Genomic DNA, 20,420 nt, shown 5'->3' with positions numbered 1-20,420 from the left:
GTAGGGATAGACCCAGCTTCACGAGGCCCCGGCCTGCGCTGGGGCTACGGCCCGATCCCGGTGGATCGGGCCTTCGCGCGAACATAGCGAAAGCGAGTGCACGATATGAAGCTCAACGAACTCAACGATAATGCCGGTGCCCGCAAGGGCCGGATGCGCGTCGGCCGTGGTATCGGCTCGGGCAAGGGCAAGACCGCCGGTCGCGGCCAGAAGGGCGCGAAGGCGCGCTCGGGCGTCAGCATCAACGGCTTCGAAGGCGGCCAGATGCCGCTCCACATGCGTCTGCCGAAGCGCGGCTTCAACAACATCTTCGCCAAGGATTACGCGATCGTGAACCTGGGCGCGGTGCAGAAGGCGATCGACGCCGGCAAGCTGGATAGCAGCGCCACCATCGACCATGCGGCGCTCAAGGCCGCTGCCCTCGCCCGTGGCGGCAAGGACGGCGTGCGCCTGCTCGGCAAGGGTGAACTGACGGCGAAGGTCAACCTGCTGGTCGCCGGCGCGTCGAAGGGCGCGATCGAGGCCGTTGAAAAGGCAGGCGGCAAGGTCGAGGTGATCGAAGTCGTCGCTGCCGCCGACAAGGCGAAGGCGAAGAAGGGCACCGCCCTCGCCGCCAAGAAGGCCGCCAAGCAGGGCTGATCGTACGCCTGATACTTGCAAGCCTGACCCCGCTGCCCGATATGGGTCGGCGGGGTCATGTGCTTTAAGGGGGCGTCATTTGTCGCTTATGTGACAACTCCCGTTCGACATGGCTAAAGCGCCCCGCTAAGGGGATGAGCGATTCCGACCGGAGCCCCCGGCTTCCGGCAGAGTGATTTGAAGGGCAGCCACCATGGCATCGAGAGCCGACCAGCTCGCATCCAATCTCAGCCTGGCGAAGTTCAGCCAGGCGACCGACCTCAAGAAGCGCCTGTGGTTCACGCTGGGTGCGCTGATCGTGTTCCGTTTCCTCAGCTTCGTGCCGCTGCCCGGCGTCGACCCGACTGCCCTGTCGCAGCTCTACAGCCAGACCAATGGCGGCATCCTCGACATCTTCAATACCTTCTCGGGCGGTTCGCTGTCGCGCATGAGCCTCATCGCGCTCGGCGTCATGCCCTATATCACCGCGTCGATCGTGGTGCAGCTGGCCGCCAGCCTCTCGCCGCAGCTCGCGGCGATCAAGAAGGAAGGCGAAAGCGGCCGCAAGAAGCTCAACCAATATACCCGCTACGGCACCGTCGGCCTGACCGCCGTGCAGGGCTATTTCATCGCCGTGGGTCTTGAAGGCTTCGGCGCGCAGCAGGGGCTTCAGGCAGTGGTTGATCCCGGCCTGCTGTTCCGCCTGACCGCCGTCGTCTCGCTGATCGGCGGGACGATGTTCCTGATGTGGCTGGGTGAGCAGATCACCTCGCGCGGCATCGGTAACGGCACCTCGCTCATCATCATGGCGGGCATTGTCGCCCAGCTGCCGGTGACGCTCAGCAACCTCTTCAAGTCGGGCAGCGAAGGGTCAATCTCCGGCCTGCTGATCTTCGTGATCGTGGCCGCGCTCGCTGGCCTGGTGCTGCTGATCTGCTTCATGGAACGTGCGCAGCGGCGCGTCCTCATCCAATATCCCAAGCGCCAGACGCGCCAGGGCCTGATGCAGGCGGACCGCAGCCACCTGCCGCTCAAGGTCAATACCGCCGGCGTCATCCCGCCGATCTTCGCCAGTTCGCTGCTGCTGATGCCGCTCACCATCTCGCAATTCGCCGGCAACACCGTGGCCGGGGAGAGCAGGCTGGGCGATTTCGTTCTGACGCTGAACCAGTATCTGGCCCATGGCACGCCGCTCTATATGGCGCTTTATGGCCTTGGCATCGTCTTCTTCTGCTTCTTCTACACCGCCGTGGTGTTCAATCCGGAAGAGACGGCCGATAACCTGAAGCGCAACGGCGGCTTCATCCCCGGCATCCGCCCGGGCAAGAACACCGAAAATTATCTGGATTATGTGCTGACGCGCATCACCGTCATCGGCGCGGCCTATCTGGCCTTCATCTGCCTGGTGCCGGAATTCGCGATCGCGCGTGCGGGCATCCCCTTCTACCTTGGCGGAACCAGCCTGCTGATCGTCGTCAACGTGACCGTGGACACCGTGACGCAGATCCAGAGCCACCTGCTCGCCCACCAATATGGCGATCTCATCAAGAAAGCGAAGCTGAAAGGGCGGCTGCGCTAAGCCAGCCCTTCCATACAGCGCACGAACAGGGGAGTATGCGCGCGATGAACATCATTCTGCTTGGACCTCCGGGCGCTGGCAAGGGTACGCAGGCGACGCGCCTGGTGGACAGCCGGGGCATGGCGCAGCTGTCGACGGGCGACATGCTCCGCGCCGCCGTGAAGGCGGGTACGCCGATCGGCCTCAAGGCGAAGGCAGTGATGGAAGCGGGCGAACTGGTCTCGGACGAGATCGTGTCCGGCATCATCGGCGAGGCTTTGGATGCGTTGTCGCCCGATACCGGCGTCATCTTCGACGGCTATCCCCGTACCGAGGCGCAGGCCCATTCGCTCGACACGATCCTGGGCGAACGCGGCCGCACACTCGATCATGTGATCGAACTGGAAGTGGATGAGGACGCGCTGGTCGAACGCATCACCGGCCGCTTCACCTGCGCCACCTGCGGCGCAGGCTATCATGACAGCTTCCACAAGCCCAAGGTAGAAGGCGAGTGCGACAAGTGTCACGGTCACGAATTCAAGCGCCGGCCCGATGACAATGAGGAAACCGTGCGCACCCGCATGGCCGAATATCGCGCAAAGACCGCGCCGATCCTGCCCATCTACGAAGCGCGCGGCATCGTCTCGCGGGTCGACGGCATGGCCGACATCGATGAGGTGACGACCGCGGTCGCCGCCATCTTGGATGGCGGCGCGGCCTGAGCTATCCTTGCCCTCCGCAGACGGGGGAGAGGACATATGCGCATCATGGCGTTTCTGGCAGGGGTTGGTGCGGCGATGGCCGCGCCGGCCCCTGCGGCCGTGACGGGCAGCAGCCAGTGGGGCTTCTCGACCGAGAGCAGCGTGGAGATCGCCGCCGGTCCGGATGCCGTCTATGCGCTATTGGCGCAGCCCGGCCGCTGGTGGGAGGGCAGTCATACCTATAGCGGCGACGCAGCCAATATGACGATCGCCCTCCACGCAGGCGGCTGCTTCTGCGAGGCGATCCCGGCAAAGGCCGGGCCTGCCGGAACCGTCGAACATGCGCGCGTCGTCCAGGCGATGCCGGGCCAGCGGCTGCGACTGTCCGGCGCGCTGGGGCCACTCCAGGGCGAGGGCGCGGTCGGCACGCTCGATTTCGCCGTCACGCCGTCGGCCGGAGGCGCAAAGGTCGTGATGACCTATGTCGTGGGCGGCTATATCCGTGGCGGTCCGGCCGCGATTGCGCCGCTCGTCGATCAGGTGCTGGCGACGCAGCTGGCGGGTCTCAAGCGCGCCGCGGAAAGGCCGGCCCGCTAGGACGCGCCATATCGGGACAAAAGCCCTTCCGCAGGCCCTCATGTTAACCACGATCCTGGCAGCTTCATTGCTGTCCTGTTGCTATGGCGTGTCTCATGGATGCGTATCGCCATCGTCATGGCCGCCTGTCAGAACTGGACGCCTTGCGCGGCCTGGGCGCGCTGTGCGTGCTGATCTTCCACTATTCGACCCGCTTCCATGAACTCTTCCCGCAGGCCGCCCATGTGCCCTTCAGCTTTCCCGGCGGCAATTACCGGGTGCTGCTTTTCTTCACCATTTCTGGCTTTGCGATCTTCTTCACGCTCGACCGCATCCGCACCGTCAGCGACTTCTTCGTCAACCGCTTCGCCCGGCTCTATCCCGCCTATCTGACCGCGATGATGCTGACGCTGGGCATCGAATATCTCGCCCACGCGACCCGCCTTCTGATCGGGCCTGCGGCGATCCTCGCCAACGTCACCATGTTGCAGGGCTTTGCCTTCATGCCTGAAGTGGACGGCGCCTATTGGACGCTGACGGTGGAGATCGCTTTCTACTTCTGCATGATCGCGCTATGGAAATTCGTCGGCCTGCGCCGCCTGGAACCCGCGCTCGCGGGGTGGCTGGCGCTGCGCTGGCTCTGGTGGCTGTGGCCCGACATGCCGGAACGGCTCATCATGCTGCTCGTGTTGCGCTACGCACCCTTCTTCATGCTGGGGATGCTCGCCTACCGCCTCTGGTCCGGCCAGCGCACCGCACGGCAGCAGGCACCCTATGCCGTTCTCGCGCTCCTGTCGCTGGCGACGATGGAGACATGGGACGTGACGCTGATGGGCGGCGTGCTGCTCGTCGCTTTCCTCGGGCTGATCCGGGGGCGGCTGCGCTTCCTTGCCGTCCGCCCGCTGCTGTGGCTCGGCGGGATCAGCTATTCCTTCTACCTGATCCACCAGCATGTCGGCTTCGTCGTGATGCTGGAACTCGCCCGGGCTGGCTACAGCCCCTGGATCGGCTTCACCGCAGCGTTTATCGTCGCGCTGGCTTTGGGCTTTGCGATCAACCGGCTCGTCGAGCGTCCGGCGGCAGACGCGATCCTCCGCTGGTGGAAGCGCCGCCGCCATGCGCATCCGACGGTCGCGGATGCCCTGCCCAGCGGAGGCTGAAGGATGTGGGGCGCCGCCAGCCGGCAGCGCCCTCAAATCCTTGCTTATTTCGCGACGGGTGCCGCCGCGGCGGCGTTGTCGGGCAGGCCGCCCATCTGCGTCACCATCTTGGTATAGGCGTCCAGATAGGCGAGCACGATTACCTGGCCGATGTCGGTATTCTGGTAGCCGCCACCGCCGACCGCCGCGAGGCCGCCCATCCAGCCGAGGCCACCGCCGCCGCCGAAGCTGAGGTCGGACTTGCGGAAATAGCCTTCGGCCATCACCTCTTCCTCGGTGGTGCGGGCATTCACTACCGAGAGCATGACGTTGGCCTCGCTCTTCTTGATGGAAATGCCGCCGGCCAGTGCGCCGAGCGTGCGCCCGCCCAGGAACCCGCCGACCAGGCCGCCCAGCGCATTGCCGCCGCTATTCTTGTTGGTGGTCACGATGTCGGGCTGAATGAAATAATCCGCCGCCTTGACCTGGCCCTTGCCCAGGTTCGATCCCGCCTGCAATTCGCCGGAATCGGCCATCGCGCGTTCCATGTTGCGGCTCGCCATCGACCGGCCGCGATTGACGATACCGAAACAGCCGGACTGCTGGACGAACAGCTTGATGATCGCTTCCGGGCTGCCCAGGTTGAATTCGCGCCACCACTGATTGTCGGGCTCGACGATCGCGACGGTGCCCAGCCGCTTGGTGCAATGGGGGATTTCCATCTGCTTCTTGACCTGCGCCTGCCGGCCCGACGATCCTTTTTCGGCGGCCAGTACAGGCGACGTCGCCGTAGCGAAGCAGACCGCTGCCGCGGCCAGCATCTTCAATCCACGCATGATAAAAACCCCCATTTCCCTGTTTAGAAGGATGATCTGACGCGTCCCTTGTTATGACGCCGACCTACCATAAAGCCGCTCCGCTTCCAAGCGGCGCGCCGGTCCGCACCGTGCAATGGCGCAGGCGCGCGATCCTGCTGACAGGGCCGGGAATCGCTGCTATCGGCGCGCGATGACCGACCTTAGCCATATCCGCAATTTTTCCATCATCGCGCATATCGACCATGGCAAATCCACCCTGGCCGACCGTCTGATCCAGCGCACCGGCGGCCTTTCCGACCGCGAGATGAGCGCGCAGGTGCTGGACAATATGGATATCGAGAAGGAACGCGGCATCACCATCAAGGCGCAGACCGTGCGCCTCGACTATGTCGCGAAGAATGGCGAGACCTATGAACTCAACCTCATGGACACGCCGGGCCATGTCGACTTCGCCTATGAAGTGTCGCGCAGCCTTGCCGCCTGCGAAGGCGCGCTCCTGGTCGTGGACGCGGCGCAGGGCGTGGAGGCGCAGACGCTCGCCAACGTCTATCAGTCGATCGAGCATGACCATGAGATCGTGCCCGTCCTCAACAAGATCGACCTGCCCGCCGCCGAGCCGGAAAAGGTGCGCGCCGAAATCGAGGAGGTGATCGGCCTGGACGCTTCGGAAGCGGTGCTGGCGTCGGCCAAGTCGGGCATCGGCATCGACGAGGTGCTGGAAGCCATCGTCGCCAAGATCCCGCCGCCCAAGGGCGACCGTGACGCGCCGCTCGAAGCGATGCTGGTCGACAGCTGGTACGACCCCTATCTCGGCGTCGTCATCCTGGTGCGCGTCGTCAACGGCGTCATCAAGAAGGGCCAGAACATCAAGTTCATGATCGGCGGCACCGAGCATCTGATCGACCGCGTCGGCTGCATGCGTCCCAAGATCGAGGCGCTGCCCGAGCTTGGCCCCGGCGAGATCGGCTTCATCACCGCGCAGATCAAGGACATCAGCCAGACTCGCGTCGGCGACACCATCACCACGGTCAAGAACCCGGCCGCTGCGCCGCTGCCCGGCTTCAAGGAAGTGCAGCCGGTCGTCTTCTGCGGCCTCTTCCCGGTGGACGCCAATGATTTCGAGAAGCTGCGCGACAGCATCAGCAAGCTGCGCCTGAACGACGCCAGCTTCTCCTTCGAGATGGAAACCTCCGCCGCGCTCGGCTTCGGCTTCCGCTGCGGGTTCCTCGGCCTCCTCCATCTGGAGATCATCCAGGAGCGGCTGACCCGCGAGTACGACCTCGACCTCATCACCACCGCGCCTTCGGTGGTCTATGACATGCACATGAAGGACGGGACGGTGAAGCATCTGCACAATCCCGCCGATATGCCCGATCCCAACCATATCGAGATGATCGAGGAGCCGTGGATCGAGGCGGTGATCTACTGCCCCGACGAATATCTCGGCTCTATCCTGAAGCTCTGCCAGGACCGGCGCGGCATTCAGAAGAACCTGACCTATGTCGGCGGCCGCGCGCAGGTGACGTACGACCTGCCCTTGAACGAAGTGGTGTTCGACTTCTATGACCGGCTGAAGTCGATCAGCCGCGGCTATGCCAGCTTCGACTATCACCAGATCGGCACCCGCGAAGGCGATCTCGTCAAGATGAGCATCCTCGTCAACAACGAACCCGTCGATGCGCTCAGCATGATCGTCCACCGCAGCGCCGCGGAAGCGCGCGGCCGCCATATGTGCGAACGGCTCAAGGACTTGATCCCCCGCCACCTCTTCAAGATCCCGATCCAGGCAGCGATCGGCGGCAAGGTGATCGCGCGCGAGACGATCGCGGCCATGCGCAAGGACGTCACGGCAAAATGCTATGGCGGCGACATCACGCGCAAGAAGAAGCTGCTGGAGAAGCAGAAGGAAGGCAAGAAGCGGATGCGCGAATATGGCAGCGTGCAGATCCCGCAGGAAGCCTTCATCGCCGCGCTGCGCATGGGCGACGAGAGCTGAACCGCCTCGCGGCTTGACGGCCCCGCCGGCGCATGATGATGTCTGGATGACCAACCTGTGGGAGGCGGCGTGAGCGACACCTGGCTGTATGACGAACATCCCGCGATGTTCCGGGCGCATCCTTTCCTCTTCCTGCTGTTGCTCGTATCGGTGGTCGGCATCCTTGCCATCGGGGTGTGGTGGGTTATGCACAAGGGCGAGCGGCTGGCCCTGTCCGACCGGGAAGTGCTGCTGGAACGGGGCCTGCTCGCCAAGCAGCGGACGGAAATCGCCCTCTCGTCAATCCGGTCCGTGCGCATCACCCAGACGCTGGGTCAGCGGCTGTTCGGCGTCGGCCATGTCGAGCTGTTCAGTGCGGGCGATATCGCTGAAATCGCCATCAAGAACATGCCCCGCCCCGACCGTATCCGGGCCATTGCGGCCTCCCGCAATCTCGACCTGCTGCCCCAACGCTGACGGGTCGCGCAGCGGCGGACGCCCCACCGCGACACACTATTTCCATCAGCCCCTTGACTTTGGTCCATATATTTCAACGATAGTCACAGCGGGCGCCGCAGAGCCCCGATCCAGGAGGACGCCAGGACGGGATCACCCGGTCGCAACGGTGCGAGCGGGGGCGAAAAGGGGTGTCGCCATGGTGGGCTTGCGAGTGATGCCGTCCTTGCCGGACTTGACGGCGGAGCAGCGCGCGGACGTGCGCCAGGCCTGCGGCTTCGCCTGCGTGCGCTGCGGCGTCACCATCTACCGCTATCTGCGCCTGCCTGACGGGCCGGCCGCGACCCTGTTGTGCCCCACCTGCCACGGCCTGGTGGAGGAAGGGCGGCTGACATCGACGCAGGTCCACAGTTTCCACGCCAATCCCGTCGTGCGGCAGCGGCATTTCGCGCGCGATCGCCTGCCTTTCTCCGCGGAGCTGCCGCAACTGATCGTCGGCGGATCGCGCATGTTGCGCGACACGCCGATTCCCATCGCGCTGAATGGCGAGCCGATCCTGATCTTCGCCCCGCCGCGCCGCTCCAACGGCGCGACGCGCATCAGCGTGCGGCTGGGCGCGCCGGACGGCGAACCGATGCAGGTCGTCGATGGCAATGAATGGATGCCGGCGGACGGCGGCTGGCACTTCCTGCTGCGCGGCGACCGTTATTCGATGATGGCCTCGCGCGGCGATGGCCTCTGCGTCCTGCGCATCGTGGCGCGCAACCGGATCGCGGTGGAGCATCTGCGCACCACCATCCGCGGCCGCCGGCTGGAAGTGACGCCCGACTGGCTGGAAATCGACGGCAAGCGCTATGTCGACCGCATCGGCAGCGGCACACTGGTCGGGCTGGAGCTTTAACGCTTCAGCGTGATCTCGAACAATTTGGGCCAGTTCTTCCCCGTTATGAACACGCGATCCTTCGCCGCGTCATAGGCGATGCCGTTCGCCACAGCTTCGGTGTCGGTGACGCCGGCCGCCTTGCGCAACGCGGCGACGTCGATCCAGTCCTTGACCGCGCCCGTCGCCGGATCGATCCGCGCGATCTTCGTGTCGTACCAGATATTGGCCCACACCTCGCCCTTCACATATTCCAGCTCGTTGAGCCGATCGACCGGTCGCCCGTTCCAGGTGACGGTGACGCGCCTTTGTTCGGCCAGGCTCTCCGGGTCCAGGAAGCGCAACTGCGCCGTGCCGTCGCTCATGATGATGTGGCGGCCGTCCTGCGTCAGCGCCCAGCCCTCGCCCTCGTAGCGGAAGCTGGACAGCGGCTTGAAGTCGCCGAGTGACCAGACGAACCCCTGCCGGTGCCGCCAGGTCAGGCTCACCAGCCGGTCCTTCCAGTTGACGATCCCCTCGCCGAAATAGCGGCTGTCGAGCACGCGCCGCTGCACGACCTTGCCGGTCTTGAGCGTCACCTTGCGAATGTCGGACCGGCCCTCCAGCCCGGTGCTCTCATAGAGCATGCCGTCGAGGTAGAAGAGCCCCTCGGTGAAGGCCGCCGGATCGTGGGGGTAGGTCGCGACCAGCGTCCAGGGCGTGTCGGCGCGGGCAGGGGAGGACAGGAGCAGCGCGCCCGCCAGCGCGACGAGCAGGCGCCTCATTCCGCCGCCTGCGTGGCCGTCACCGCTGCGGCGAGCCAGCCCGGCAAATTCGTCGGGTCCAGCGCCTCCACCCGCCGCAGTTCGATCGACAGGTCCATGTCCGCCAGCACCGCCCGCTGCCGTTTCTCGTCGGCCTGCTCCAGCGGCACCGCCACCAGCCGCCGGCTCACCTTGTTGCGATAGTGCATCCGCGCGGTATTCTCCTGCCCGACATAGCAGCCCTTGTCATAATCGACGCCGTTCAGTTCCCCGGCATTGGCCTCCAGCCACAGCACGGCGTCCTGGCCCAGCTCCGCCACGCCCTCGAACACCCCCAGCGACAGGCGATGCGCGCGGAAGGCCGCGGATGCGTCGCCCTCTGCCGCAGAGGCGAGCCAGCGATAACCGAGGGCGGGCAGGCGCGGGTCGAGCGGCCGCCCATGGGCCTCCAGCGCCCAATGCACCGCCAGCGCCCCTTCCCGCGCGATCGTCACCTTGCGGCGCAGGCGATAGAGCGTCAGCCGCTTCGCCAGCGCATCGGCCTGATCGCGCTCGCAATCGATCAGCACGTCGTCGCCATCCGCCCACAGGATGAAATCGAACAGCGCCTTACCCTGCGGCGTCAGCAGCCCGGTCCAGCGCGGCTGGCCTTCCGCCAGCATCAGCACGTCGCGCGTCAGCAGCCCCTGCAGGAAGGGGCGGGCCTCTTCGCCCGAAATTCTCAGCAGCGCGCGATCGGTGAGGGTGGTGCGGGTCATCGCCTTTAGGTAGGACGGCGACACGACTTAGCCAAGCGGTTCGCGCAGTCGCAGCCGACAGGAGTTTGCCATGCCCCAAACCTTTGACCTGATCCTCAAGAACGGCACCGTCCACACGCCGGGCGGCGCCGAAAGCGTGGATGTGGGGGTGCGCGGTGGCCGGATCGCGGCGATCGGCACCGGCCTTGGTGATGCGGGCGAGGTGATCGATTGCACCGGGCTCGATGTCCTGCCCGGCTGCATCGACAGCCAGGTCCATTTCCGCGAGCCGGGGCTTGAGCATAAGGAAGACCTCGAATCGGGCAGCCGTGCCGCCGTGCTGGGCGGGATCACCGCCGTGTTCGAAATGCCCAACACCAATCCCAACACCGACACCGCCGAGCGCGTGCATGACAAGCTCGCCCGCGCGCATCATCGCATGTGGTGCGACCATGCCTTCTATGTCGGCGCGACAGCGGACAATGCCGAGCAGCTCAGGGAACTGGAGCGGATTCCCGGCACGTCGGGCGTCAAGATCTTCATGGGCGCCTCGACCGGCAGCCTGCTGGTCGACGATGACGATGCGCTGTCGCGCGTGCTGGCGTCGGGCACCCGCCGGGTCGCCATCCATGCCGAGGACGAAGCGCGGATGAACGCGCGCAAGGATATGCGAGTCGAGGGCGATCCCTCGTCCCACCCCGTCTGGCGCGACGATGAAAGCGCGATGATCGCGACCAGGCGGATCATCGCGCTTGCCCGGAAGGCGCGCCGCCGCATCCATATCCTGCATGTGACGACGCCGGCCGAACTCGACTATATCGGCCAGAACAAGGACATCGCGACCTGCGAAGTGACGCCCCAGCATCTGACGCTTGCCGGGGAGGACGCCTATCCGCGCCTTGGCACCTATGCGCAGATGAACCCGCCGATCCGGTCGGGCGCGCATCGCGACGGCCTCTGGTTCTGGCTGAACCAGGGCGTGCCGGACGTGCTGGGCAGCGATCATGCGCCCCATACGGTCGAGGAGAAGGCGAAGACCTATCCCGCCAGCCCCAGCGGCATGCCCGGCGTCCAGACGCTGGTGCCGCTGCTGCTCAATCATGTGGCGGAGGGGCGGCTGTCGCTGCGGCGCTTCATCGAACTGACCTCATCGGGTCCGCAGCGCGTGTTCGGCCTGGTGGGCAAAGGGCGGATCGCGATCGGTTATGACGCCGACTTCACCGTGGTCGATCTGAAAAAGCGCTGGACCGTGGGCAAGGATTGGCTCGCCTCGCGCTGCGACTGGTCGCCGTTCGAGGGGATGGACCTGACCGGCAAGGCGATCGGCACCATCATCCGCGGCAACCGCGTGATGTGGGAAGATGCCCTTGCCAACGCGGCGATCGGCGAACCCGTCCGCTTTGAAGCGACCGAATTCAACTGACGATGGGGCGTCAGGCCGTCGCCACCCGGTTCCGCCGGGCGGCGACGACGCCATCGCTGGCGAAGAGGATCAGGCCGACCCAGATCAGGCCGAAGCTCAGCATCTGGCCTGGGCTCAGCGTTTCGCCGAACAGCAGGATGCCGGACAGGAACTGCAGCGTGGGCGCCATATATTGCAGCAGGCCCAGCGTCGCCATCGGCAGCCGCTGGGCTGCGACCGCGAACAGCACCAAGGGCACCGTCGTCACCGCGCCCGACAGGATCAACAGCGCCGTCGTCGGCGCGTCCTTGCCGAAGCCGATGCCGCCATGCCCCGCCTCCCACAGCAGATAGGCGAGAGCGAGCGGCGTCAGCAACGCCGTCTCCACGCCCAGCCCGGTCATCGGTGCGACCGGCGTCAGCTTGCGCACCAGGCCGTAGAAGGCGAAGCTCAGCGCCAGGGTGAGGCTGATCCACAGCGTCGTCAGCGCGGCCGCGGCCAGGATCGCGACGCCCGCCGCCGCCGCGCCGATGGCCAGCATCTGCATCGGCCGCAACCGTTCCTTCAGCACCACCATGCCCAGCAGGACGACGATCAGCGGATTGAGGAAATAGCCCAGGCTCGCCGCTACCACATGGCCCTGGTTGACCGCCCAGACATAGGTCAGCCAGTTGATGCCGATCAGCAGGGCCGACGCGGCCAGCGGCACGACCAGCTTGCGGTCGCGCATCGCCGTCGCAAAGGCCGGCAGGTCGCGCCGCACCATCAGGATGAACAGGATCAGCAGCAGCGACCAGAGGATGCGCTGGGTCACGATCTCGGTCGGATCGACATGGTGCAGCAGCCGGAAGAAGAGCGGCAGCAGACCCCACAGGCCATAGGCCGCCGCCCCCGCGATCAACCCTTCGCGCGCCCGGTTTTGATCCCGTGTCAGAATATGCCTCCCCCCAGGAACAGCCGCAACGCGCCGAACGCCGCGACGATCAGGCAGAAATTCTGGCCCCCCTTCTTCGACGACATCAGCCCCACGAACGCGCCGAACAGCGCCATGGGCACCAGGATCCAGTTGAGCGCTCCCAGCAGCGGAAAGACTGCGGGGATCATCAGGATCAGCGTGAAAAGGCCGATAAGGGCGGAAAGAATGTTGAGCATGTCCTGTAAATGACCTTCATTTCGGGCCAGGACAAGACGGGGGAAGGGGGCCACCCGGGCAAAGCTGGCCTTGCCCCCAAAAACAGCCGCGATTCACCACATATCCTAACGCAATCTTAACTTTCTCTCTTCATCGATCCTTTACGAAGGAGTGAAGAATGGCCTCTATCTCGTCTGTCGCCGTCACCATCGGCACCTTGTCGCTGGCTTTCGCGCTGGCGGCCTGTGGCAAGGGCGACAAGGAAGCCAATCTTGCCACACTTGATGCGCAGCTCACCAACAATGCCGTCGATCCGGCGGTGAAAGGGGCGCTGGGCGATCCGATCGTCGTCGATCCGCAGCTTGTGGGCCAGTCCAACCGCAACGCGGTGCGCTCCACGCCCCGACCAGCGGACGGCGCGCTGCCGGTGCTTCCGGCCGATGCGGCAAAGGCGCAGGCGGACGCGGTGCGCCGCGCGGGCGGCAAGCTGCTGACCGCGCCTGCCGCCACGGCCGGCGCGGCGCTCGACTCCACCGTCACGCTGGGCGCCGTGGCGCGCGGCAGCGGCAATGCGGGCTGCGCCAAGAAGCTCGTCTATGGCCCGGAATGGGCGCAGCGCCTGCCCGAAGCCTTCACCCTCTATCCCGGCGCGCAACTGACCGAAGCGGCCGGTGCCGACAAGGACGGCTGCACCCTCCGCGCGGCCAGCTTCGTCACCGCCGCGCCGAAGCAGGGCGTCATGGACTATTATTACACGCTGGCCCGTCGCGCGGGCTATGATGGCGAGCATAAGCTGATGGGCGGCGACCATGTACTGGGCGGCAATCGCGCCGCCGACGGCGCGGCCTATTTCATCCTGCTGACCGACGCACCCGGCGGCCGGACCAGCGTCGACATCATCGCCGACAAGGGCCGCTAGACCGGGCCGCCGGCCTGCTGCGAGAAGGCGGCGGGAATGCGGCCTTTCCCCATCGGCGGATTCGCGATAGGGGCTGGCCCATGACCAATATGTTTCTCGTGATGGGCGGGGGCGCGGTGGGCGCGGCCCTGCGCTATCAGCTCGGGCGCTTCGTCGGCGGCATCGCGCCGGGCGCGGCGTGGCCCTGGGGCACTTTCGCCGCCAATCTGGTCGGCGGCTTCGCCATGGGCCTGCTTGCCGGCTGGCTGGCGCGCGGGGGGCAGGGCGCGGGCGAGCCGATGCGCCTGCTGCTGGGCGTCGGCGTGCTTGGCGGTTTCACCACCTTTTCCGCCTTCAGCCTGGAAACCATGCTGATGCTCCAGCGCGGCCAATCCACGCTCGCACTCGCCTATGTCGCCGCGTCGGTGATCGGTGCGGTCGGCGGCGTGGCGCTCGGCCTCGCGCTCATGCGGAGCGCGCTCGCATGAAGGGCCGTCCACCCGGCAAGAGCGCCGGCCCGCGCGGCGCAAAGCCCTCCGGCCCCCGCAAGCCGTCCGGTCCGCGCAAGGAGGCTCCGCGCAAGGAAGGGGCGCCGCGCAGGGACGGCAAGCCCGCCTTCAAGCCCAGAGCGCCCGCCGCGACCAAGTCTGCCGCAAAGCCCGCTCCGGCCAAGGCCGCCGCGCCCGCCAAGTCCAGTCCCGCCAAGGGCGTCTCGCTCGATGTCCGCCAGTTCCGCGTCGGGGCGGACGATGACGGCATCCGCCTCGACCGCTGGTTCCAGCGGCATCTGCCCGATGTCGGCTTCAACCTCGTGTCGCGCTGGTCGCGTACCGGCCAGCTGAGGGTCGATGGCGCGCGCGCCGCGCCGGGCGACCGCATCGCCGAAGGACAGCTGATCCGAGTCCCGCCCGCCGAGCAGAAGCCGGAAGGGGCCGACAAGCCCAGGCGCGTCCGCGTCGTCGATCTGACGCCGGACGAGATCGCCTATGCGCAGGACATGGTGATCCACCGCGACGGGCAGGCCATCGTCATCAACAAGCCGCCCGGCCTCGCCACGCAGGGCGGGACGAAGACCGACGCCCATGTCGACAAGCTGCTCGACGCGCTGCTCTACGATCTCGAAGGCCGCCCCAAGCTGGTTCACCGGCTGGACAAGGATACGTCCGGCGCGCTGCTGCTCGCTCGCACCAGCCGCGCCGCCGCCCATTTCGCCAAGACCTTCTCCAGCCGCACCGCGCGGAAGGTCTATTGGGCGCTGGTCATGGGCGTGCCCAGCATCGAAGACGGCATGATCGAACTGCCGATTGCCAAGCAGCCCGGCACCGGCGGGGAAAAGATGCATGTCGATCAGGAGGAAGGGCTGCCTGCCCGGTCGCGCTATCGCGTGATCGAACGTGCGGGCAACCGCGCCGCCTGGGTGGAACTGCAACCCTATACCGGGCGCACGCACCAGCTGCGCGTCCATATGGCGGCGATCGGCCATCCCATCGTGGGCGACGGCAAATATGGCGGCAAGGAGGCGTTCCTGTCCGGCACGATCAGCCGCAAGATGCACCTCCACGCCCGCCGCATCCGGGTCGATCATCCCGATGGCGGCCGCGTCGATGTGACGGCGCAGCTGCCCGCCCATTTCGCCAACAGCCTTGCCGAACTCGGCTTCGACCTCAATCTCGGCGACCTGCCGCTCGATGACGAGATCGATCGGACCCCCACGCGCGAGGATGAGAAGAAGGCCGCCCGCCAGCACGCCAAGCAGATCCGCAAGGGCCGCAAGGGCGAACGGCGCGCCAGGGGCGGTGCGCGCAAGGGATGAGCAATCCTCTCGTCGTCTTCGATTGCGACGGCACGCTGGTCGACAGCCAGCACAGCATCTGCGCCGCCATGGCTCGCGCCTTTGAGGATGTGAAGCTGACTCCGCCCGAGCGGCTGGCGATCCTGTCCGTCGTCGGACTGTCCTTGCCCAACGCGATGGCGCAACTGCTGCCCGAAGCGGAAAGCGACTTCCACCATCATCTGGCGGACCGCTACAAGCTTGCCTTTCAGGCGCTCCGCCGCGACGAGGGCGTGCAGGAGCCGCTCTATCCCGGCATCGCCGACCTGATCGTGGAACTGGACGCGGCGGGCTGGCTGCTGGGCGTCGCCACCGGCAAGTCGGACCGGGGCCTGGATCTCTGCCTTTCCCATCATGGCGTCATCGACCGTTTCCTGACGCTCCAGACCGCCGATCGCCACCCGTCCAAGCCGCACCCCTCCATGCTGCTGACCGCGATGGCGGAAACGGGCGCGGCGCCTGAAACCACCGTCATGATCGGCGACACCAGCTTCGACATGGACATGGGGATGGCGGCCGGGGTGCGCGCCATCGGCGTCGGCTGGGGCTATCACCGCCCGGACAGGCTGCTCGCTTCCGGGGCGCAGGCCGTCGCCATGGACAGCGCGCAGCTTCGCGCCCATATCGGCGCGCCATGATTGCTCCGATTCCGCCGTCCGATCCCGACAAGGTCGCGCGCCAGCGCCACTTCGCCATCTCGCTCTTCCGCCTGTCGGGCGCATTCATCGTGATGTTCGGCTTCCTCGCGATCATGCAGCGTTTTTCCTGGGTGCAGGGGACGAAGGCCAAGGCGTTCGGCACGATCATGGTGCTGACCGGCCTGTTCCAGTTCGTCCTGGTGCCGCGCCTGCTGCTCGCGCTGTTCCGCAAGAGGCCGCCGCAATGAAGCGCTTCTACAAGGATGCCGCCGTCGTCTTGGGCGAGGATGGCTGGTCGATCGCGCTGGACGGCCGCCCGATCCGCACCCCCGCCCGCGCGCTCCTGACGCTGCCGACGCAGCGTCTTGCCGAAGCGGTGGCGGACGAATGGCGCGCGCAGGGGGAGGACGTGAACCCCGCCTCCATGCCGATGACCGGCCTTGCCAATGCCGCGATCGATCATGTCGCGACCAACCATGCGGACTTCGCCGCCGGCGTCGCCCGCTATGCGCAATCGGACCTGCTCTGCTACCGCGCCGACGGCCCCGAAGCGCTGGTCGCGCGGCAGGCGGCGGCCTGGGATCCGCTGCTCGACTGGGCGCGGGCGCGCTACGATGTCGCCTTCGCCGTGACGCGGGGCATCATCCCCGTGCCGCAGCCCGATGAGACGCTGGCGCGGCTGGGCGCAGCGGTGGCGGCGCTCGATCCCTTCGCCCTCACCGGCCTCTCGACGCTGGTGACGCTCAGCGGCTCGCTGGTCTGCGGCCTCGCCGTGGTCGAGGGCGGCCATGACCTCGACGCGGTCTGGCAGGCGGCGGAGATCGATGAGGCCTGGCAAGTGGAACAATGGGGCGAGGATGCCGAAGCCGCCGGCCGCAGCGAGCGCCGCCGCGCCGACTTCGCCGTCGCCGGAGCCTTCTGCACGATGAGCCGCATCCGAAACGATTAGGAACAAGCCCGCAGGTTCGTGCATTATCGCGGGCGAAGAAGAGGGCGCAGGATTCGCCCCCTTCTTTTTCGTCTTTCACGAGGAGATGCGACGTTGGCCCAGTTGCTGACCAAGGCCGTTCTGCCCGCGCTGCTGGCCCTGACCGCAGCGGTTCCGGCCCACGCCCAGATTGCCGATATCGAACCGCCACAGGCCCCGCCCGAAGCGCCGGCCCCCGCCGAAGCGCCGGCCCCCGAAACCGCGCCCGCCGCCCGCGAACTCACAAAGGCGGAAATCGCCGCCTTCAACAAAGCGGTCGATGCCTTCAACGCCGGGCAGGAAGCGCAGAAGGCGGGCGACAATCAGGGCGCGGTCGCGAAATATGACGCCGCGCTTCCGGCCATCCGTACCGCGGTCGAGGCCGATCCGGCGTCGATCGACAATGCCGGCTTCCTCGCCAACGCGCTCTATTCCGCCGCGTCCGCCTATGCCGCGCTGGGGCAGATGGACAAGGTCGCGCCGCTCTACGAGGAATCGCTGCCCCATTGGCGCACGGTGGTGGAGGCGAAGCCCGAAGACGCCACCGTCCGCAACATCCTGGCCGGCACGCTGGTGCAGGTGGGCAACGGCAAGCTCGCGATCCAGGACCGGGGCGGCGCTGACCCCTATTATGCCGAAGCGCTGAAACTCGCGCGCAAGTCCGTGGAGGAAGCGCCGCAGGACACTATCAGCCGCAACCTCCTGCTCTCCGCGCTGATCGGCGCGGGTCAGACCTCGACCGAGGAAGGGATGCTGGAAGAAGCGCTGACCATGGGCAAGGCGATGATCGCGGACGGCACCATCGACGCCGCCAACCGGCCGACTGTGGAAGCCATGGTCGCGGCGAACGGCTAAGCCTCAGGCCATGCCCAGCTTGTCGGCGTAGAGCATCCGCCCCGGCCCCATCATGCCCAGTACCTGCGGCACGATGTGCGGCGCGACCGCGAAGCAGCCCTCGCTGCGCCCGCACTTGCCCCATGCGGCGACATGGTCCTCGCTCACATAGTCCGCGCCGTGGATCACGATGGCGCGCGCTTCCGCATTGTTGTTCTGCGGGTCCAGCCCGATCAGCCGCATGGAGCGCCCATGCTGGCCGAAATACATGTCGCCCGTCTTGAACGCGCCCTGGCTGCTCGCCAGAGAATTGGGTTCGTTGGAAAAACTGTGGAGCCAGCCCGAATGGGCGGGGTCCGACCCGCGACCGTGCGACACCAGGTAGGAACTGGTCTGCCCGCCGATCAGGTCGACGATATGCATCCGCATGTCCTTCGACGGCGCGTCGAAATCGACGATCGCCACCCGGTCGCGCAGCTCGAAATGATGGGCATGGTTGTCCAGCGCCGCCTTGGCCCGCTCCAGCAGCGGCGCATAGGGCTTTGCGGCCACCGATTTGGGCGTGGCGGGCACGGCCGGAACCGGAGCCGGGCTGGCGGGTTGAGGCACGGTCGGTAGCGCGGCCCGTCCCATGCTGTCCGACAGAAACGAAAAAGCGAGTCCGCTTAAAGCGAACTTCGTGAAATTGCGGCGATCCATGGCCACAATATAACAAAAGCGCCGCCCCGATTGAAGACCGGGGCGGATGCTCTCATTCGCCCTTTGTGCTCGATTCGTCCGCAGGCTGGCTCGACTCGCCGCCTTCGGGCAGTCGGGCGGTCATGCCGGTCGCTTCCGCATCATCTTGAATCTGCTGCTGTTCGGACACGGACGGCGGCGGCGCGGGCGGAGTCGCCGCCGCATTATTCTGCGGTTCGGGCAACGGCGCTTCGGGCTCGTCGATGATGACATTCTCGACCGGCGGCTCGACCAGATTGTTGGTCGCCGGCGCTTCCTCCTCCTTCTTGCCGCAGGCGGAAAGGGCCAGCGCGCCGGCCAGGGTCAGAAGGGCGATCTTGCGCATGGGCGTTCAGTCCTTGGATGCGAGGGCAGGGGAAGGGGCGGCGGTCGGATCGACCCGGCGGCTCGACGCCTCGATCTTCGAGGCCAGCAGCTTGTCCCAGCCATAGGGATCGGACCGGAAGCTGACCACCCCGTCATTATTGGCGAAGGCGGTCCAGTAGAGCAGATAGACCGCGACCTGCTGCGGCAGCGACACGCGCTGCGTCTTGCCCTCGTCGATCAGCGTCTGGATCTGGCCGTTGAGATTGGGATCGGCGGCGACCATTTTCTCGGCCAGAGCGACGGGCTTTTCCAGGCGGATGCAGCCATGGCTCGCCAGCCGGTCGTAGCTCGAGAATTTGCCGCGCGACGGCGTGTCGTGCAGGTACACGGCGAAGGGATTGTCGAAGTCGAACTTCAAGCGGCCCAGCGCGCTGGAGGGGCCGGCCGGCTGCACGATCCGCTCGCCGCCTTCGGGCGTCTTGATGATCTTGTACCCCTGCCGGATCAGCGTCGCGCGCCCTTTGGGGAAAAGCTCGCGCTTGGCGATCGACATCGGCACGTTCCACGGCGGATTGACGACGATCGAATGGATGCTGGACGCCAGCATCGGCGTCGCATTGTCGGGGCTGCCGGTGACGGCGCGCATGGAACTGACCGGCTGGTCGCCCTCGAACACGGTCAGCACGGCGGCGGCGATGTTCACCTGCACCCGGTTGACGGGCAGGCTGCGCGGCATCCAGCGCCACCGTTCCATATTCGCCATGATCGCGGCGATCCGCTCGTCCACGCCGACATTGAGCGCCGCCAGCGTGCGTGCGCCAAGCTGGCCGGTCGGTTCAAGCCCATAGCGCCGCTGCGCCCGCTGGATCACGTCGACCAGATTCTCGTTGGGCGTCACCGCCGGGTCTTCCAGCGCGATGCGCGCGCGCACGACATCGGGGGCGGATGTCGCGGTCAGCGTCGGCCAGCCGCCCTTGTCGCGGATCGCCTCATATTTGGCGAGCCCCTTGCGCAGCGTCTCATAGCCTGCCCAGGGCGGGGTCAGGCCGCCCGCCCATTGCGCCAGCCGGTTTTCCGCGACAGCCTTGGCAAGGCCGGGGCGGGGATCGAAGGCGGCCGGGCGCAGCGCCCAGATGTTGAGGAAGTCGGCCGTGTCCACCCGGCCGGTGCTGAGCGCCTTCGCCCGGTCGAGCAGCGCCGTCACCAGCGCCTCGCCCTTCAACGCCCCGCTCGCCTTCTGCCGCGCCATCAATCCTTGCGCCGCTCCGTTCTTCAGCCAGTCATTGGCCCAGGCTTCCTGCGCCGGCGACAGCGGCGGGATCGGCGCGGGCAGGGGCGCAGGGGGCAACTGCTGCACCGTGGGCGGAGTCAGCGTCGGCGCGACGACGGGCGGCGGGGTCTGCCCGGATGCGGGGGCGAAAACGGGAAGGGCAATCAGGCCGGCGATCGCCAGCCATGGACTTTGGGTCATCT

The 20,420-nt window shown here is 66.6% G+C and carries 24 protein-coding genes; 16 read left to right on the top strand and 8 right to left on the bottom strand.

Annotated features, from left to right (window positions below):
• Positions 1-105: 105 nt before the first annotated feature.
• The 5 genes from rplO (at position 106) to ACFQ24_RS18550 (ending at position 4,613) form a co-directional block, all read left to right on the top strand.
• Positions 106-639, top strand: coding sequence for a 50S ribosomal protein L15 (gene rplO, locus ACFQ24_RS18570; protein WP_380914376.1), 534 nt, complete (start codon positions 106-108; stop codon positions 637-639).
• A gap of 193 nt (positions 640-832) precedes the next feature.
• The gene (gene secY / locus ACFQ24_RS18565; protein ID WP_380913954.1) at positions 833-2,197 is read left to right on the top strand and encodes a preprotein translocase subunit SecY; all 1,365 of its coding nucleotides are present in this window, start codon (positions 833-835) and stop codon (positions 2,195-2,197) included.
• Between the two features lie 44 nt (positions 2,198-2,241).
• Positions 2,242-2,898, top strand: coding sequence for an adenylate kinase (locus ACFQ24_RS18560; RefSeq protein WP_380913952.1), 657 nt, complete (start codon positions 2,242-2,244; stop codon positions 2,896-2,898).
• Between the two features lie 36 nt (positions 2,899-2,934).
• Complete coding sequence (locus ACFQ24_RS18555) at positions 2,935-3,474, top strand: SRPBCC family protein (protein WP_380913950.1); 540 nt, start codon at positions 2,935-2,937, stop codon at positions 3,472-3,474.
• 95 nt (positions 3,475-3,569) lie between these two features.
• The gene (locus ACFQ24_RS18550) at positions 3,570-4,613 is read left to right on the top strand and encodes an acyltransferase family protein (protein ID WP_380913948.1); all 1,044 of its coding nucleotides are present in this window, start codon (positions 3,570-3,572) and stop codon (positions 4,611-4,613) included.
• Between the two features lie 44 nt (positions 4,614-4,657).
• On the opposite strand, the gene ACFQ24_RS18545 is transcribed toward ACFQ24_RS18550, so the two are convergent.
• Positions 4,658-5,428, bottom strand: coding sequence for a penicillin-binding protein activator LpoB (locus ACFQ24_RS18545; RefSeq protein ID WP_380913946.1), 771 nt, complete (start codon positions 5,426-5,428; stop codon positions 4,658-4,660).
• Between the two features lie 172 nt (positions 5,429-5,600).
• On the opposite strand from ACFQ24_RS18545, the gene lepA reads away from it, so the two are divergent.
• The 3 genes from lepA to ACFQ24_RS18530 all read left to right on the top strand — a co-directional run bounded on the left by lepA (position 5,601) and on the right by ACFQ24_RS18530 (position 8,742).
• Entirely contained in the window at positions 5,601-7,406 is a 1,806-nt protein-coding gene (gene lepA, locus ACFQ24_RS18540) for a translation elongation factor 4 (RefSeq protein WP_380913944.1), read from the top strand.
• Between the two features lie 69 nt (positions 7,407-7,475).
• The gene (locus ACFQ24_RS18535; protein WP_380913942.1) at positions 7,476-7,862 is read left to right on the top strand and encodes a PH domain-containing protein; all 387 of its coding nucleotides are present in this window, start codon (positions 7,476-7,478) and stop codon (positions 7,860-7,862) included.
• Between the two features lie 196 nt (positions 7,863-8,058).
• The gene (locus ACFQ24_RS18530) at positions 8,059-8,742 is read left to right on the top strand and encodes a hypothetical protein (protein ID WP_380914375.1); all 684 of its coding nucleotides are present in this window, start codon (positions 8,059-8,061) and stop codon (positions 8,740-8,742) included.
• Here ACFQ24_RS18530 and ACFQ24_RS18525 read toward each other — a convergent pair.
• Complete coding sequence (locus ACFQ24_RS18525; RefSeq protein WP_380913940.1) at positions 8,739-9,485, bottom strand: glutaminyl-peptide cyclotransferase; 747 nt, start codon at positions 9,483-9,485, stop codon at positions 8,739-8,741. The genes ACFQ24_RS18530 and ACFQ24_RS18525 overlap by 4 nt on opposite strands.
• Entirely contained in the window at positions 9,482-10,222 is a 741-nt protein-coding gene (gene ygfZ / locus ACFQ24_RS18520) for a CAF17-like 4Fe-4S cluster assembly/insertion protein YgfZ (RefSeq protein ID WP_380913938.1), read from the bottom strand. The genes ACFQ24_RS18525 and ygfZ overlap by 4 nt, the downstream gene beginning before the upstream one ends.
• Before the next feature lie 70 nt (positions 10,223-10,292).
• Here ygfZ and ACFQ24_RS18515 point away from each other — a divergent pair, with 70 nt between their 5' ends.
• A complete protein-coding gene (locus tag ACFQ24_RS18515) occupies positions 10,293-11,624 on the top strand; it encodes a dihydroorotase (RefSeq protein WP_380913936.1) in 1,332 nt (443 codons plus the stop codon).
• Between the two features lie 10 nt (positions 11,625-11,634).
• Here the strand turns inward: ACFQ24_RS18515 and rarD are convergent, their stop codons facing one another.
• Together rarD and ACFQ24_RS18505 are read right to left on the bottom strand one after the other, a co-directional pair.
• Positions 11,635-12,504 carry an EamA family transporter RarD gene (gene rarD, locus ACFQ24_RS18510; protein WP_380913934.1) on the bottom strand — a complete coding sequence of 290 codons (870 nt, stop codon included), beginning with the start codon at positions 12,502-12,504 and terminating at the stop codon, positions 11,635-11,637.
• Positions 12,505-12,533: 29 nt separating this feature from the next.
• Complete coding sequence (locus ACFQ24_RS18505; RefSeq protein ID WP_380913932.1) at positions 12,534-12,755, bottom strand: hypothetical protein; 222 nt, start codon at positions 12,753-12,755, stop codon at positions 12,534-12,536.
• Positions 12,756-12,913: 158 nt separating this feature from the next.
• Between ACFQ24_RS18505 and ACFQ24_RS18500 the strand changes: the two genes are divergently transcribed.
• From ACFQ24_RS18500 to ACFQ24_RS18470, 7 genes are all read left to right on the top strand, one after another.
• On the top strand, positions 12,914-13,654 hold the full coding sequence (locus ACFQ24_RS18500; RefSeq protein ID WP_380913931.1) for a hypothetical protein: 741 nt from the start codon (positions 12,914-12,916) through the stop codon (positions 13,652-13,654).
• An 80-nt stretch (positions 13,655-13,734) separates the two neighbouring features.
• Positions 13,735-14,121, top strand: coding sequence for a fluoride efflux transporter CrcB (crcB, locus tag ACFQ24_RS18495; RefSeq protein ID WP_380913929.1), 387 nt, complete (start codon positions 13,735-13,737; stop codon positions 14,119-14,121).
• On the top strand, positions 14,118-15,446 hold the full coding sequence (locus ACFQ24_RS18490) for an RluA family pseudouridine synthase (RefSeq protein ID WP_380913927.1): 1,329 nt from the start codon (positions 14,118-14,120) through the stop codon (positions 15,444-15,446). Before crcB ends, ACFQ24_RS18490 begins: the two co-directional genes overlap by 4 nt.
• Positions 15,443-16,102 carry an HAD-IA family hydrolase gene (locus tag ACFQ24_RS18485; RefSeq protein WP_380913925.1) on the top strand — a complete coding sequence of 220 codons (660 nt, stop codon included), beginning with the start codon at positions 15,443-15,445 and terminating at the stop codon, positions 16,100-16,102. The genes ACFQ24_RS18490 and ACFQ24_RS18485 overlap by 4 nt, the downstream gene beginning before the upstream one ends.
• Positions 16,099-16,350: a hypothetical protein gene (locus ACFQ24_RS18480; protein ID WP_380913923.1), complete on the top strand. Its 252-nt coding sequence runs from the start codon at positions 16,099-16,101 to the stop codon at positions 16,348-16,350. Before ACFQ24_RS18485 ends, ACFQ24_RS18480 begins: the two co-directional genes overlap by 4 nt.
• Positions 16,347-17,051 carry an ATP12 family chaperone protein gene (locus ACFQ24_RS18475; RefSeq protein WP_380913921.1) on the top strand — a complete coding sequence of 235 codons (705 nt, stop codon included), beginning with the start codon at positions 16,347-16,349 and terminating at the stop codon, positions 17,049-17,051. The genes ACFQ24_RS18480 and ACFQ24_RS18475 overlap by 4 nt, the downstream gene beginning before the upstream one ends.
• 102 nt (positions 17,052-17,153) lie before the next feature.
• Positions 17,154-17,924: a hypothetical protein gene (locus ACFQ24_RS18470; RefSeq protein ID WP_380914373.1), complete on the top strand. Its 771-nt coding sequence runs from the start codon at positions 17,154-17,156 to the stop codon at positions 17,922-17,924.
• 3 nt (positions 17,925-17,927) lie between these two features.
• On the opposite strand, the gene ACFQ24_RS18465 is transcribed toward ACFQ24_RS18470, so the two are convergent.
• The 3 genes from ACFQ24_RS18465 to ACFQ24_RS18455 are packed head-to-tail and all read right to left on the bottom strand — an operon-like array spanning position 17,928 to position 20,418.
• Positions 17,928-18,602, bottom strand: a complete 675-nt coding sequence (locus tag ACFQ24_RS18465; protein WP_380913919.1) for a murein L,D-transpeptidase catalytic domain family protein — start codon at positions 18,600-18,602, stop codon at positions 17,928-17,930.
• A 52-nt stretch (positions 18,603-18,654) separates the two neighbouring features.
• Positions 18,655-18,966 carry a hypothetical protein gene (locus tag ACFQ24_RS18460; RefSeq protein ID WP_380913917.1) on the bottom strand — a complete coding sequence of 104 codons (312 nt, stop codon included), beginning with the start codon at positions 18,964-18,966 and terminating at the stop codon, positions 18,655-18,657.
• 6 nt (positions 18,967-18,972) lie between these two features.
• A complete protein-coding gene (locus tag ACFQ24_RS18455; protein WP_380913915.1) occupies positions 18,973-20,418 on the bottom strand; it encodes a L,D-transpeptidase family protein in 1,446 nt (481 codons plus the stop codon).
• Between the last annotated feature and the right edge of the window lie 2 nt (positions 20,419-20,420).

Source organism: Sphingobium olei (genome assembly GCF_042678845.1).
Taxonomy (GTDB): Bacteria; Pseudomonadota; Alphaproteobacteria; order Sphingomonadales; family Sphingomonadaceae; genus Sphingobium; species Sphingobium olei.
Note: the sequence above shows the minus strand (reverse complement) of the source record. Positions and strands in the feature narration are given on the sequence as shown.